Here is a 12,657-nt window from a genome sequence, read left to right on the forward strand (position 1 = left end):
ATCCGGCATTGTGGGCAGGAACGTCTGGCGTCATGCACGCATATGTTCTGACTGCCTTTCGGCCGCGTCGGGGTGGCTGACGGTATGGGGCGGAAGCTTATTTGCCGTTTCATGAAGATCGGTCCCGCTGGTCTCGGGCAAAAAGAGCGCAGCAGCGAAGGCAACACCGTAAGCGCACAGTGCGCAGGTGCCCATCGCGGTACCGAGTGGTAGAGACGCCGCGAGCAGGCCTACCGTGGCGGGAACGATCGAGCCAAAGCCGCGTCCCCCACCCAGGCAAAAACCCTGGCCACTGGCACGAATGTTCGTCGGAAAGAGTTCAGCGAAGGTGGGCAGCATGCCGGATGCGAGAGCGCCTTGAAATGCTCCCAGAAAAAAGCTGAGCAGGACCGTAACGCCGGCTCCGATGGGTGCAAGCAAATACACGGCAACGTTGGCAGCCTGCAGAACGAGAAACGTCATGAAAGCGGGTCGTCGGCCAACGCGGTCCGACAACCAGCCGTACAGGAGCGGCCCGACTAACGAACCAAGGATGTTGCAGGCGAGATAGCCCGCACTCGATCCGACCGAAAGATGCAGCGTCGTACGCAGATAGGTGGGCAGCCAGGTGATCATGACGTAGGCTCCGCCGAAAATACCTGTCGCCATGGTCACTGCAGCGACGGTGCGGCGCATGTGAGCCTGCGCGAAAATCTCCCAGAAGGGAGTCTGCGCCGCGCCCTTCTCGCGAGCGGCTTTCGCTTCAGAGTACACGCCTGATTCGGGAACGAGCCGGCGAATAAAAAAGACCAGGCCAGCGGGCACGACGCCCAGAGCAAAGAACACGCGCCAACCGAACTGCTCGGGAAACATTGAAGCGATGATCGGCAATAAGGCAACAGAGACGGCATATCCGAGCGCATAGCCGCTCTGAACCGACGCAGCGACCCGGCCGCGCAGGGCAGGCCGAATGACTTCACTTATCAGCACACCGCCTACTGCCGCCTCACCGCCGTAGCCCAGGCCCTGCAGAAACCGAATACCAAATAGCACTGGAAACGAGGTCGCGAATGCTGCAGCGATGGTGGAGACGGCGACCCATAAGATGGTGAACTGCAATATGCGGACGCGCCCGATCTTGTCGGCGAGGATTCCGGCGCCCCAGCCGCCGATCGCAGTTCCTAGCAGGGCAGCCGTGGCCAGATAGCCCACTTCTGGATGGGTCAACCCTAGCGTCGTGATGAGCGCCGGGATGACTAATGAAAAGATGGTGGCATCCATCGAATCGAGGCCGAAGCCGGCGAAGCATGCCCAGAATGTGCGACGTTCGACAGACGTAAGGCTCGAGTACCAACCCAGACGCATCTTATTTCCTCTCACTCAATCCAGTTCAAATGATTCGGGCGTCGACCATTGTTTCGAATGGCTGGAGACGCGCCGGGCGCTCGCTGTTGAAGCCGGGAGACCGATGGCGCGGTACCGTGTTCCGATACCCATTTAGCGGCAATGAAACGGCCTCTGGGACGCACCTTATCGAAATAGTGAAATGGCGAAGTAGTCCGGGTTAACGATAGTCACTGTCACTGCCCGCGGCGTCCCCGCTTGACGTCGCAATTCGCCACGGAGTCCGGCAGGCGCAGGAACAGTTGGATGTGCCAGCAGCGCGCGCTGGCTCTTTTTTGCCATTCGACACGCAAGACGCTGATAAATAAATTAGATGGCAACAGGACCAAGATCGCAAAGAAAGTTCAGCGAAATCGTCTGGCAGCATCAAAGGAATAGCGGGCCACCTTCGCATGATCCCCGGCTGTCAGACATGCAACGCGCACCTTCCCTCAGGGTACGCTGGGTTTTCGTACGCTCGATCGTTTCGAATCGTTGTCTTCGCCATCTGTTTTATTTATCGACGTTTCTGAGCGGGTTCGCGGCCATTAGCGTTCCGCGTGCTCGGAAGACGGCTTCGGAGCCTTGTCGGGACTCGGTCTTCAGCGATACGGGCAGCCTGGTTCACGACAGAAAACTCCGCTTCGAGTTCCAATATCTGGTTAACCCCGTCTACGGCCTGAGTAGAACCCTTTCTAGCATGACGAGAGTTCTGGATTAATCTGCGCAGCCAAGGAGATGGAACATGAGCAGTAACATTAATGTAAGAAGCGAGGAACTGGACCGACGTTCGGAAAATAACGCGGCGGCCAGGCCAACGTTCTCTCGCATCATCCACGCCGGTGCGGCGGGTGGATTGGCGGGCGCGATTGTTATCTGGATCTACGAAGCGCTGATCTGGGTAGGCGTGCAGCACCTCATGCCGCTCGCCGGCATTCCCCGGAACGCGACAGGGCTAGTCTTTGGTAAGGCTTTTCAAGAATCGATCGGTATCTGGGCCTACGTCATCGGCACCGCGATTCATTTTGTCTTTGCCATCGGTTGGGGCGTGTTGTTCGCCGCGATATGGCCGTACTTCCGTCGACGTGGCTATGAGGCTACGTTCGTCGCGCTCTTTTACGCAATCTTCGCCTGGATCGTGATGCACGTTGCCATCGCGATAGCGTCGGACAATCACCCTAACTATCTGGATCCGATCGTCATTATTGGCGGCTTCATGTCTCATTTCTGTTTCACTGTTCCGCTTGCGCTTGTCGTCAAGCGAATGCTCGCGTCGGGTGCAGTTGAGAGCAACAGCTAAAGACTGCATTTTGCTTTGGAGACGCTATGGGTGAATTGACACAGCGTTCGCTCGCGCAGGAACTCGTTGTCGACGCCGGCCGTTATGCGCTTGCCATGACGCTTCCAATGTCGCCTGCGGTCGCTGTTGAATTGGCGCTGCCTATCACCTTATCTTGGAAGCGCTGCATAAGGACGCCGGCAATGAAAGTCACCTGGCCAGCATGATGAAATTGACCTTGACGACCATGATCGTCAGTAATTCCACCGGGCTCAAGGTCAGAGCGCAGGTCTTTCGCGAGGCCCGAGAAGGAATCGTTCGATGCCGTCGATCCGGACGAAATACTGGCAAATGGAATCTGGATCAAACCACGTACAAGAGCTTATGCGAAGTGGTCGCGGCGTTTGATCGACAGCTGAATCAGGCTCCCTTTTATGAATTCATGCTCGCAGACGAGGAAATGACGGCGCTGCTCGCTCGCCGAGACGAAAGCCGCGCGAAATAGCGGCAAATACTGTGTGAGCTTTGCGCAGTCGGGAAGATAGAGACGACGATCGCCCGAGATGAATCGCCTCAGAAGCTTCTTCCAACGCCCGGGACGGGTCAGGAGGAGTATCGCTTCGTATCGTTGTCTAGCCATGCTTCGATAGACTCAGCCGCACGCGCTAGCTTAATACTGACCGACTCATCGAGCGTGGCAGGTGGGTCAGTGAGAATCGCGGCCAGAATGGTGTCGGTGCGTTGCAGGTCCGTACATTGAGCGCGTTCCGGGTCGATTTCGCGCATTTGCACGAGCCACGCCGCACCGGAGATCAGATAGGCGAGTCTTTGTGCGCGCATGACAACGGATTCGATCTCCGGATGCACGTCCAGCGCGATCATTACCGAGAATGCTTCGTCTTGCAAACTTTGGCGCGAACGCAAGGCTTCGTCGCTTGTAACTGCTGCTGTCTGAAGGTAGCCCAGCACGGGACGCATGCACGCAATCAGCGAAAGCATCGCAGTGAGTGATGATCGCGTACGCCATCCGATGTTTGACGCAGCACACACGAGTAGACCCACTGCACAACCGACCAGAGTATCGACGCCGCGCGCGATCAACAGTGCTTCAGGGTCTTTGATCGCATGACCGCCCGACGCGATCGTGAGCGCTATCGCGGTCACGAAGATGACGGCAAAAGCGTACTTGCGCACGACTAGCAGTTCGACGAGAAACTGCAGCGCCATGAGCGTCGCAATGAGCGACAGGCCAGTGGGATGCAGTACGAGCACGAGTGCCGCGAGGCCGATACCGACGAGCGTGCCTAAGGTTCGATCGATGCTTCTTCGCAAAGACGCCTGAAGATTCAGCCCCTGATGCAGTACTAGCGTGGCGGCGGCCATTGCCCAATAAGCGCGCGTGAGGCCGAGCATTTCGCCAAGCGAGCCTGCAATCGCCACTGCAATGCCGACCCGCAACGCAATGTTCCATGCGCTCGTTCCAAAGCGCGCGTCCCTTGCGATTCGCTCCACCGCGCGAAACTGTCCAAGCGGCAGGCGCGACATGGTGGTATCGACGGTTGTTTGCGTGCAGGCCAGGGAAGCAATCTGTCGAACACGGTCTTGTTCAGCCGTTCCGTCACGCGAGCAGTTGCAACGGGCAAAGATCAGATGCAACTCGAGCCCAAGAGCGCGGAGCATGGTTATCGTCCCGTCGCCTCGAACATCCTTCGGTTGACGGTTCACCAGTGCGACCCAAATTTCATGCAAGGCAAGTGCAGCCGAATGGCGTGCGATCTCCCGCGCGCGTTCGTCCACCATCTCGAGCAGGTGCGCAACTGCATTCGCCGCATTGACGAGCGCGGCGCGTTCCGGACGTCTCGGCGCGACCAACGCGCCAGCCATGTGTGTTAGCCACGAAATCGCGCCTCCCGCGAGAATGAGAAGAAAAACATGGCTCAGGGGAAGACTGGTCACGAGCATCGCGGTCCCGGCGGCGCAGGCGAGAACGATCATATAGGCGCCTGGCGGACCAATCTTCAACGAGGCCGAGAAAAAGCTCGCAAGCGTTGCGATGCCGACAACCAACGGAACCGCGGCATGCGGCAAACTTTGCACCGCGACGCCGGCCGTCACCGCTGCAGCGAAGCTTATAGCGATACCGGCAAGCACAAACGCACGATTACGATAGGGTCGATCCGATGCATAGAGCGATGTGAATGAACCCAGCGTCGCAACAAGTCCGTAGGAAAGATCGCCATCGATTAGCCATGAAAGCAATAGCGGGATGCCGAGGCTCAAAGCTGCGCGGCATGCGATCGGCCATCTCGGATTGGCGAGGCTCAGCAGCGCAGCGGTTTTGGACTCGGCAGCGCGCATATCAGTCAGTTGAGAACCCGATCATCGGTTTGTGCGTTGCCTGCAAGCGAAAAGCACGTTCGTGCAAGCCGGCGTTGGTACGGCCCGCGGCCTTTTGAAAGGCAATTCCAGCCCTCCCGATTCAAACTAACATTGCTGCGATGAAGATTACCGAGCGACGTATACGTACGGCGCCTAGTGGCGCTTGCACTTGAGCGAAGGCTGGCGCTAGCTTCGGGTAGCGTGATGCAAAGTTCACCACAAGAATTTTCATATTACCGTAAAGGCGTGTGAGACTGTCGAGGTCCTAACAGTGGTTGTTTTCGCATCCATAAAAGCGAGTTCATGCAAGATTGTTGTGCGAACGCCAGTTCTTGAAGCTTTGCTCGCGCAACAACCATACACGTGCGCACGCCGTCTTTTCGGACGTCCGCCACGGAGAAAAATCGAAGCGTCGCGCTTGCGCGACTTCGACCGGATCATCGTGTTGAGTTCGATGATGCACGCGTTGACAGGTCGGCAATCTGGTTTCGGCGGAATGTTATTTGGCGAGATTTAATCAGATTGAGCGCTTCGCAGCGGTGACGCTAGTGGACTTGGCCCTGGCAAGCAACCACGAACTGAATTCGCCGACTGGGGGCTCGATAGTTATGGATGGATGTTTTGATGACCGAGCCTGCTCTGACGATCTGCGCGCTGCCATCGGACCGAAGACACGCTGGGTCATCCTCAACTCGTCGAACAATCCGGCCGGCCTGGTCTATACGCCCGAAGAACTGCGCGCGCTCGTCGATGTCCTGCTCGAACACGAACATAAGCTCGTTATGGCCGGCGACACCTACATCGATAGAGATACTAGCTGGAAGGCCGTTCCACACCTCAGAGCTGCCGTCGAGGCAGCATTGGTCCCCTTGAGCCGGTCGCTCGCGGCCACTCGCTGGCACATTCACGCAACGCGCATGAGTCAATAGTCGGCCAAAAGCCGACACTCATCGGTCAGTCGATCGAAGGTGCTGCAGACGCACCGCGCCCAACCAATCGAAGACATGAGCACGATCGCATTCACACAGGCCCATCGATCTCCATATCCAGCAACGCCGAACTCACCGTCTTTCCATGCGCATCCAGCGCGAGCGAACGCGTGACACCACCGCCAAGCGCGTGCCCAAGCACAAAGTTGAACGCATTCAAAAGCGGCAGTTCATACCGCACGACATCGCCTTTGACGACATCGGCGAGATGCGCCTTCACGCGCTCCGGCGTCAGTTGCGCGCGCAGATGCGCGTAGTGCCGCGCGTCGAAGCAGATCACCGATACATTGAGCGTGTTGCCCTTGTCGCCGGTGCGGCCATGTGCCAGTTCACGCAGCTTCATCGTCGGCCTCCACGAATTCGAAAACGGGTTTGACATGCTCGCGCGCAAGCAGCACGGACTGCACCGCGATGACTTCGCGCGTCGCCTTCGTCACGCCGCCGCCGCCCGCCGGTCCGTTGGTGTACAGCGTCTCGACCTCGTTGCCGATACGCCCCGCCTCTTTCGCGCTCGCCGTGCGGCCCGTCACGCGCACGCGCACTTCGGCAGGTTCGTCGTGATGCGCGGCGAGCGCATCGCCGTATAGCGCGTTCACGCCGATCAGATCGAAGCGCAGTTCGCTCGTGTCGACGCCCATGATCGCAAGACGTTCGCGCACGATGTCGAGCGCAAGCCGCGCGCGTGCCAGCGCGCCCGGTCCGCCGTAGGAGATTTGTCCTTCGCCGATGTAGCCATCGACGTAAGCGACCGACACCTTCAGCGTGCCGGTACGCGCGCCGCCGCGTCCGCCCGTAACGCGCACGCGGTCTTTCGCTTCCTGCGCAACGCGAACCTGCGTGAAATCCGCGACGACGTCCGGCTGAAAGTAGCGCGCCGGATCGTGAATCTCGTACAGCAGTTGTTCCTTGCAGGTCGCCTCGGTCACGCCGCCGCCCGCGTGCGCCACCTTCGTCACGACGACCGCGCCATCCGCGCTCACTTCGCCGATAGGAAAGCCGAGGCGCGCAAGACCCGGCACGTCCTTGTAGCCCGGGTCGGCGAAGTAGCCGCCCGTCACCTGTCCCGCGCATTCGAGCAGATGACCGACGACCGTCGCCTGCCCGAGCGTGTTCCAGTCGTCCATGCGCCAGCCGAATTCGTGGATGAGCGGCGCGGTGAACAGCGACGGATCCGCCACGCGCCCCGTCAGCACGATATCCGCGCCCGCCGCGAGCGCACCGACGATCGGCGTCGCGCCGAGATACGCATTCGCCGACACGATACGCGACGCGTAGGCGCTCACATCGTCGCCGCTTTCCTCGAAGCGCAACGGCGAACGAAGGACGATGTCGAGCACGTCGTCGCCGCTGACGGCCGCGATCTTCAGTTTGCCGAGGCCGAGTTCGCGCGCGATCTGCGCCGTCTTGCGTGCCGCCGCGCGCGGATTGGCCGCGCCCATGTTGGAGACGATGCGCACGCCGTTCTTCGCCGCGACCGGCAAAACGGCGCGCATGCGTGCTTCAAGAAGCGGGTCGTAGCCGAGTTCGGGATCGTTGCGGCGGGTTTGCTGCGCAATCGCGATGGTGCGCTCGGCCAGGCACTCGAACACGAGATAGTCGAGCGCGCCGTGCTCCGCGAGTTCGACGGCCGGCTCGATGCGGTCGCCCGAATAGCCCGCGCCCGCGCCAATTCTGATGGTGTCTTTCATGACGTCGTCCGGTCTGAATTAAGTCTGGATTAAAGCGGGAACACGCCCAGCACGACGCACGCAATCGTCATGACGATCGAGGCACCGAACAGAAGCGGGAATGTGAATCTCTGATGATCCGCGAGATCAATGCCGCACAAGCCGACGACAAGAAACGTCGCGGGCGTAAGCGGACTCACGGGAAAGCCGGTCGTCATCTGGCCGAGCAGCGCCGCCTGACCGACATGCACCGGCTGCACGCCGAGTTGCGCCGCCACTTCGGCAATCACGGGGAGCACGCCGAAATAGAACGAATCGGGATCGAAGAGCATCGAGAGCGGCATCGACACGAGGCCGAGCACGACGGGAATATGTCCGGCCATCGCGGGCGGCACGAAGCCCACGGCCGACTGCGCCATCGCCTTCAGCATGCCGCTGCCCTGCATCACGCCAGTGAATACGCCCGCCGCGAGCAGGATGCCCGCCATCATCAGCGCGGCGCGCGCGTGGGCGTCGATACGCTTGCGCTGCATGTCGACGTTCGGGTAATTCACCATCAACGCGATGCACAGCCCGACCATGAACATGATCGCGGGCGGAATCTTTTCGCCCATCACGACCATCGTGCCGAGCACGACAATCGTCAATACGATGTTGAACCAGAAGTTTTTCGGGCGGCGCAGCGCCTGTTCTTCAGGCGTGAGTTCGCGCTTGGGCACCGGCACGGAGCCTTTCGCGCCCGACAGCCCGAGGCGCTTTTCCTCGCGGCGGCCGAGCCACCACGCCATGCCGAACACGAACGCGAGGCCGATTGCCTGTACCGGAATCAGCGGATTGAAAAGCGCCGAAATCGGCAGATGCAGCGACGCGGATGCGCGGATCATCGGCCCGGTCCACGGCAGGAAGTTGATGCCCGCCGCCATCGAAACGGCCGCGGCCAGTACGCGCTTGTCCATGCCGAGGCGGTCGTAGAGCGGCAGCATCGCGGGAATCGTCACGAGAAAGCACACCGCGCCCGAGCCGTCGAGATGGATCAGCAGCGCGAGCAGCGTCGTGCCCATCACGATGCGCGTCGGCTTCGTGCCGACCGCGCGCAGGATGCGGTCGATGATCGGATCGAGCGTGCCCGCATCCGTGATCGTGCCGAAATAGAGAATCGCGAACACGAACATGCCGACGACGGGCGCGAGGCTCTTCAATCCGTCGATGACGAATTTGCTCGTCTGCAAGCCGAAGCCGCCGATCAACGACGCCGCAATCGGCACGATGATGAGCGCAACGAGCGGCGACATGCGTTTGGACAGAATCGCCCCGAGCAGGACGACGATAGTGGCGAGCCCCAATAAAGGCAGCATGGCTTTGTCTCCGAATATTGTCTTTTGATGAGGTCGAGCGTATGGTCGAAGCGGCGATAACACAATTGAAATGATTTGATCGCAGCCATCACGAACCATAATGGATCTGAATCTTCGCGATATCCGGGCGCTCGTCGCCGTGGCCGAGGCGGGCAGCTTCACGCGTGCGGCGCAGCGGCTGCATCTGTCGCAACCCGCGCTCACGGTGCAAATACGCAGGCTTGAGGAAGTGGTCGGCGCGCGGCTTTTCGATCGCAATAGCCGCAATGTCGCGCTGACGCCGACGGGCCGCGAACTGCTGCCGCTCTTGCGCAAGTCGCTGCGCGACATGGAGAGCGTGTTGCGCGACGCGCGCGCGATGGGCGTCGGCGAAAGCGGCACGATCCGCATCGCCTGCCTGCCGACGTTCGCGGCGAGCGTGTTGCCCGAGTTGATCATCGGCATGAAGCGCGAGGTGCCGCGCGTCGCGTTCGAGATTCGCGACGTGGTGGCGAGCACGGTGAATGCGCTCGTGCGCGGCGAGGAAGCGGATATCGGCCTGACGGGTGGCGCAGGTGGCGCAGGTGGCGATTGGGCCGATCCGCTGCTGGAGGTGCTGCACGCAGGCGTGGACCGGCTCGTTGCCGTGTGTCCGCGCGGACATCCGCTAGCGAAGAAACGCCGTGTCGTGCCGGACGATCTCGCGCGTCTGCCGCTCGTGCTCACCGCGCCGGGCACGAGCGTGCGCGCGGTCGTCGATGCGGCGCTCGGCGAAACGGGAAAAACGCTGGAGATTGCGTGCGAGCCGACTTACATGATGACCGCCGTCGCGATGGTGCGCGGCGGTCTCGGCGTGACGATCCTGCCGGAAACCGCGCGCGAGGTGCGCGCGGAGCCGGGACTTGTCGTGAGGCCGATCGATCATCCGGCGTTCGTGCGGCCGATCGCGCTCGTGAAGAAGCGTGGCCGCACGTTGCCGGCGGTGACGGAGCGCTTCGTCGAGCGCATGCGCGCGACGATGAACGCGCCCCGCTGAACCGCGAGCTTACTTCGACATCGTCGACATATCGATCACGAAGCGGTACTTCACGTCGCTCTTCAGCATGCGTTCGTAAGCGGTGTTGATCTCGTCCATGCGAATCATTTCGATGTCGGACGTGATGCCGTGTTCGGCGCAGAAGTCGAGCATTTCCTGCGTCTCCGCGATGCCGCCAATCAGCGACCCGGCCAGCGAGCGACGCTTGAAGATCATGTTCATCACGGAAGGCGACGGATGCGGATGCTCCGGCACGCCGACCAGCGTCATCGTGCCGTCGCGCTTGAGCAGCGTCATGAACTGATCGAGATCGTGCGGCGCGGCCACCGTGTTCAGAATGAAGTCGAAGCTGTTGGCATGCGCGGCCATCTGATCCGGATCTTTCGAGATCACCACTTCATGCGCGCCCAGACGCTTCGCGTCTTCGATCTTTCCCGGCGATGTCGTGAAGAGCACGACATGCGCGCCCATCGCGGCGGCGATCTTCACGCCCATGTGCCCGAGGCCGCCGAGACCCACGACGCCCACCTTGTGCCCCTTCTGCACCTTCCAGTGACGCAGCGGCGAGTAAGTCGTGATGCCCGCGCACAGCAACGGTGCGACCGCCGCGAGTTCGAGATTGCCGGGCACGCGCAGGACGAATGCTTCATCGACGACCATCGCCGTCGAATAGCCGCCATAAGTCACGCCGCCCGATTTGCGGTCCGGCGAGTTGTAGGTCTGGATAAAGCTGTCCGGACCGTCGCAGAATTGTTCAAGCCCTTCCTGACAGGCATCGCACACGCGGCAGGAGTCGACCATGCAGCCGACGCCCGCGAGATCGCCCGCCTTGAACTTCGTCACATCCGAGCCGACCTCGACGACGCGCCCGACAATCTCATGTCCCGGCACCACCGGATAGTTCGTGCCGCCCCATTCGTTGCGCGCCATATGCAGGTCGGAGTGACACACGCCGCAAAAAAGAACGTCGATGCGCACATCGTTCGGGCCGACATCGCGACGATTTATTTCGAACGGGCCGAGCGGTTTGTCGGTTGCGGACGCGGCATAGGAATAGGCTTTCAGCATGTTTGCTTCCCTCTTTGATTTGACTCTTGTGTGAACGAACGCGGCGCCTTTTCGCGATGGAAAAGCGCAGCCGATGAGACGTGCCGGGTGATGGCTTATGTGCGGCAGCGAACGGTCGCCGTCATTCACCGCCCATGTTGCGGATGACTTGCCGATCGCGCCGATATTTCGGCGGCGACATGCAACGCCAGTACTGTATGCCTATAGGTCATTCCGTGCAGAAACGGCGCGGAGCATACAGCATCGCTGGAGAAATTGACAATCGTGAGCCCTACCGTCCACTCCCTGCTTAATCGGGATTGTTCGATGACGGCGCGCGACTTAAGGTAGTCATGCGCGCGGAGACGACGAATCTTTTCGCGCGGCGCCGGGCGGCTCGCGCGCCCGGCGCCTGCTTACGAACCATTCGATCGGCGGGCGGCCGAACGGCACGCGACATTGCGGCACCGACACACTGAGAGAGCGAGACCATGAAGGCGAAGGCAATCACGGCGAGCATCGACATGCCGGGAGGCGCGGTCAGCGCCGAGTTTCACATCGATACGGGGCGTCTCAGGATTTTCGAGCGCGGCATGTTGCGCGTCGAAATGTTTCCGCCGCATTCGTGGTTCGCGGTGGCGTCGGTGGCGGGCAACAGCCGCTGGGGCACGCGGCCGCGTGAAGCGGACCTGTTTCTCGTCGTCGAGAATTTCATCTTGCAGCGCTTCGGCATGACGGCTTATCGCGAGGAGACATCGTGTGCGCGGGAGCAGGCAGCGTCAGCGTGAACGCGCACGCCGCGTGCGCTCATGGAACCCGTTCGGCTTGGTCCGCACCCATTCGACGAAACTGCGCACCGCCTCGTGCGCGAGCAACGCATCCACGGTGGCATAGTGTTGCGCCAGTTCTTTCTCCGTGAAGAGCGCATGCAATTGCCGATGACATATGCGATGCAGCACCGCCGTGTGCCTGCCGCCGTGCGACTTCGGCACCAGATGATGCAAGTCACGTTCCGCCGACGGCACCGGACGCCCGCATAGCGCGCAGACTTCTTCCTGCGGCGGGTGATACCACGGTTCCGGGGTGCGCTTCGCCATCGCGTTTCTCGCTCTGCAAACTCTCGGGTCCTGGCGAGTTTACGCCGCGATGCGCCGCGACGCACAGCGATGCATCGAGTCGTTTTATTTTGCGCACAGGCATGGCAACATGAAGACGCTGTTCACCGTCCACGCAGTCCTCTAGCCGGAGAAGCCATGGAAGTGACCATCAGCGAATTGACGGGCATGCTTGCGGAACTGGAACGGGAAGATCCCGTCGATTACGGCGATCTTCCGTTCGGTGAACCCGAATTGCGCAGCCTCGTCATGACCGCGCTCGTCGACAAGCATCGAAAGCTGCAGGCGAGCGGCCTCAATCCCGGCGACGTCAATCTCACCTACATGCTGACCACCGCGCTGCTGCTGCTGGAAAATCTCGTGCTGCATGCGCGTCTTTTGTTGTTGCAAGGGCAACATATCGATGTGAACGCGCTGCTGCGGAAATATTCGGGCGGTTGAGCGACCAG

At 60.8% G+C, this 12,657-nt stretch carries 13 protein-coding genes; 6 read left to right on the top strand and 7 right to left on the bottom strand.

Annotated elements, in window-relative coordinates; translation table 11 throughout:
- Positions 1-30: 30 nt before the first annotated feature.
- A complete protein-coding gene (locus BRPE64_RS30090; protein ID WP_016348786.1) occupies positions 31-1,344 on the bottom strand; it encodes an MFS transporter in 1,314 nt (437 codons plus the stop codon).
- Between the two features lie 763 nt (positions 1,345-2,107).
- Here BRPE64_RS30090 and BRPE64_RS30095 point away from each other — a divergent pair.
- Positions 2,108-2,662 carry a hypothetical protein gene (locus BRPE64_RS30095; protein WP_044043607.1) on the top strand — a complete coding sequence of 185 codons (555 nt, stop codon included), beginning with the start codon at positions 2,108-2,110 and terminating at the stop codon, positions 2,660-2,662.
- Between the two features lie 154 nt (positions 2,663-2,816).
- Positions 2,817-3,146 (top strand): hypothetical protein, encoded by a 330-nt coding sequence (locus tag BRPE64_RS30100; RefSeq protein WP_044043609.1) that lies wholly within the window; start codon positions 2,817-2,819, stop codon positions 3,144-3,146.
- A 98-nt stretch (positions 3,147-3,244) separates the two neighbouring features.
- Here BRPE64_RS30100 and BRPE64_RS30105 read toward each other — a convergent pair whose 3' ends face one another.
- Positions 3,245-4,999, bottom strand: coding sequence for an FUSC family protein (locus tag BRPE64_RS30105; RefSeq protein ID WP_016348789.1), 1,755 nt, complete (start codon positions 4,997-4,999; stop codon positions 3,245-3,247).
- A gap of 524 nt (positions 5,000-5,523) precedes the next feature.
- On the opposite strand from BRPE64_RS30105, the gene BRPE64_RS34015 reads away from it, so the two are divergent.
- Positions 5,524-5,949 carry an aminotransferase class I/II-fold pyridoxal phosphate-dependent enzyme gene (locus BRPE64_RS34015; RefSeq protein WP_084675887.1) on the top strand — a complete coding sequence of 142 codons (426 nt, stop codon included), beginning with the start codon at positions 5,524-5,526 and terminating at the stop codon, positions 5,947-5,949.
- A gap of 91 nt (positions 5,950-6,040) precedes the next feature.
- Here the strand turns inward: BRPE64_RS34015 and BRPE64_RS30115 are convergent, their stop codons facing one another.
- From BRPE64_RS30115 to BRPE64_RS30125, 3 genes are read right to left on the bottom strand one after another with little or no spacing between them, the layout of a single operon-like run.
- On the bottom strand, positions 6,041-6,352 hold the full coding sequence (locus tag BRPE64_RS30115; RefSeq protein ID WP_016348791.1) for an AtuA-related protein: 312 nt from the start codon (positions 6,350-6,352) through the stop codon (positions 6,041-6,043).
- Positions 6,339-7,697, bottom strand: a complete 1,359-nt coding sequence (locus tag BRPE64_RS30120; RefSeq protein WP_016348792.1) for an acyclic terpene utilization AtuA family protein — start codon at positions 7,695-7,697, stop codon at positions 6,339-6,341. Before BRPE64_RS30120 ends, BRPE64_RS30115 begins: the two co-directional genes overlap by 14 nt.
- Positions 7,698-7,726: 29 nt before the next feature.
- Positions 7,727-9,031: a CitMHS family transporter gene (locus tag BRPE64_RS30125; RefSeq protein ID WP_016348793.1), complete on the bottom strand. Its 1,305-nt coding sequence runs from the start codon at positions 9,029-9,031 to the stop codon at positions 7,727-7,729.
- 100 nt (positions 9,032-9,131) lie between these two features.
- On the opposite strand from BRPE64_RS30125, the gene BRPE64_RS30130 reads away from it, so the two are divergent.
- Positions 9,132-10,046 (top strand): LysR family transcriptional regulator, encoded by a 915-nt coding sequence (locus BRPE64_RS30130; RefSeq protein WP_016348794.1) that lies wholly within the window; start codon positions 9,132-9,134, stop codon positions 10,044-10,046.
- Positions 10,047-10,055: 9 nt separating this feature from the next.
- Here the strand turns inward: BRPE64_RS30130 and BRPE64_RS30135 are convergent, their stop codons facing one another.
- Entirely contained in the window at positions 10,056-11,114 is a 1,059-nt protein-coding gene (locus tag BRPE64_RS30135; protein WP_016348795.1) for an NAD(P)-dependent alcohol dehydrogenase, read from the bottom strand.
- Between the two features lie 470 nt (positions 11,115-11,584).
- On the opposite strand from BRPE64_RS30135, the gene BRPE64_RS30140 reads away from it, so the two are divergent.
- Entirely contained in the window at positions 11,585-11,881 is a 297-nt protein-coding gene (locus tag BRPE64_RS30140) for a hypothetical protein (RefSeq protein WP_016348796.1), read from the top strand.
- Here the strand turns inward: BRPE64_RS30140 and BRPE64_RS30145 are convergent.
- Positions 11,873-12,190 carry an HNH endonuclease gene (locus BRPE64_RS30145; RefSeq protein WP_016348797.1) on the bottom strand — a complete coding sequence of 106 codons (318 nt, stop codon included), beginning with the start codon at positions 12,188-12,190 and terminating at the stop codon, positions 11,873-11,875. The genes BRPE64_RS30140 and BRPE64_RS30145 overlap by 9 nt on opposite strands.
- A gap of 156 nt (positions 12,191-12,346) precedes the next feature.
- Here BRPE64_RS30145 and BRPE64_RS30150 point away from each other — a divergent pair, with 156 nt between their 5' ends.
- Entirely contained in the window at positions 12,347-12,649 is a 303-nt protein-coding gene (locus BRPE64_RS30150; RefSeq protein WP_016348798.1) for a hypothetical protein, read from the top strand.
- Positions 12,650-12,657 lie beyond the last annotated feature (8 nt).

The organism is Caballeronia insecticola, assembly GCF_000402035.1.
GTDB classification, from domain to species: domain Bacteria; phylum Pseudomonadota; class Gammaproteobacteria; order Burkholderiales; family Burkholderiaceae; genus Caballeronia; species Caballeronia insecticola.

Coding starts and splice junctions, on each gene's coding strand:
- BRPE64_RS30095 (WP_044043607.1), top strand. CDS start 2,108: ATGAGCAGTAACATTAATGTAAGAAGCGAGGAACTGGACCGACGTTCG.
- BRPE64_RS30135 (WP_016348795.1), bottom strand. CDS start 11,114: ATGCTGAAAGCCTATTCCTATGCCGCGTCCGCAACCGACAAACCGCTC.
- BRPE64_RS30120 (WP_016348792.1), bottom strand. CDS start 7,697: ATGAAAGACACCATCAGAATTGGCGCGGGCGCGGGCTATTCGGGCGAC.
- BRPE64_RS30150 (WP_016348798.1), top strand. CDS start 12,347: ATGGAAGTGACCATCAGCGAATTGACGGGCATGCTTGCGGAACTGGAA.
- BRPE64_RS30105 (WP_016348789.1), bottom strand. CDS start 4,999: ATGCGCGCTGCCGAGTCCAAAACCGCTGCGCTGCTGAGCCTCGCCAAT.
- BRPE64_RS30090 (WP_016348786.1), bottom strand. CDS start 1,344: ATGCGTCTGGGTTGGTACTCGAGCCTTACGTCTGTCGAACGTCGCACA.
- BRPE64_RS30130 (WP_016348794.1), top strand. CDS start 9,132: ATGGATCTGAATCTTCGCGATATCCGGGCGCTCGTCGCCGTGGCCGAG.
- BRPE64_RS30140 (WP_016348796.1), top strand. CDS start 11,585: ATGAAGGCGAAGGCAATCACGGCGAGCATCGACATGCCGGGAGGCGCG.
- BRPE64_RS30125 (WP_016348793.1), bottom strand. CDS start 9,031: ATGCTGCCTTTATTGGGGCTCGCCACTATCGTCGTCCTGCTCGGGGCG.
- BRPE64_RS30145 (WP_016348797.1), bottom strand. CDS start 12,190: ATGGCGAAGCGCACCCCGGAACCGTGGTATCACCCGCCGCAGGAAGAA.
- BRPE64_RS30115 (WP_016348791.1), bottom strand. CDS start 6,352: ATGAAGCTGCGTGAACTGGCACATGGCCGCACCGGCGACAAGGGCAAC.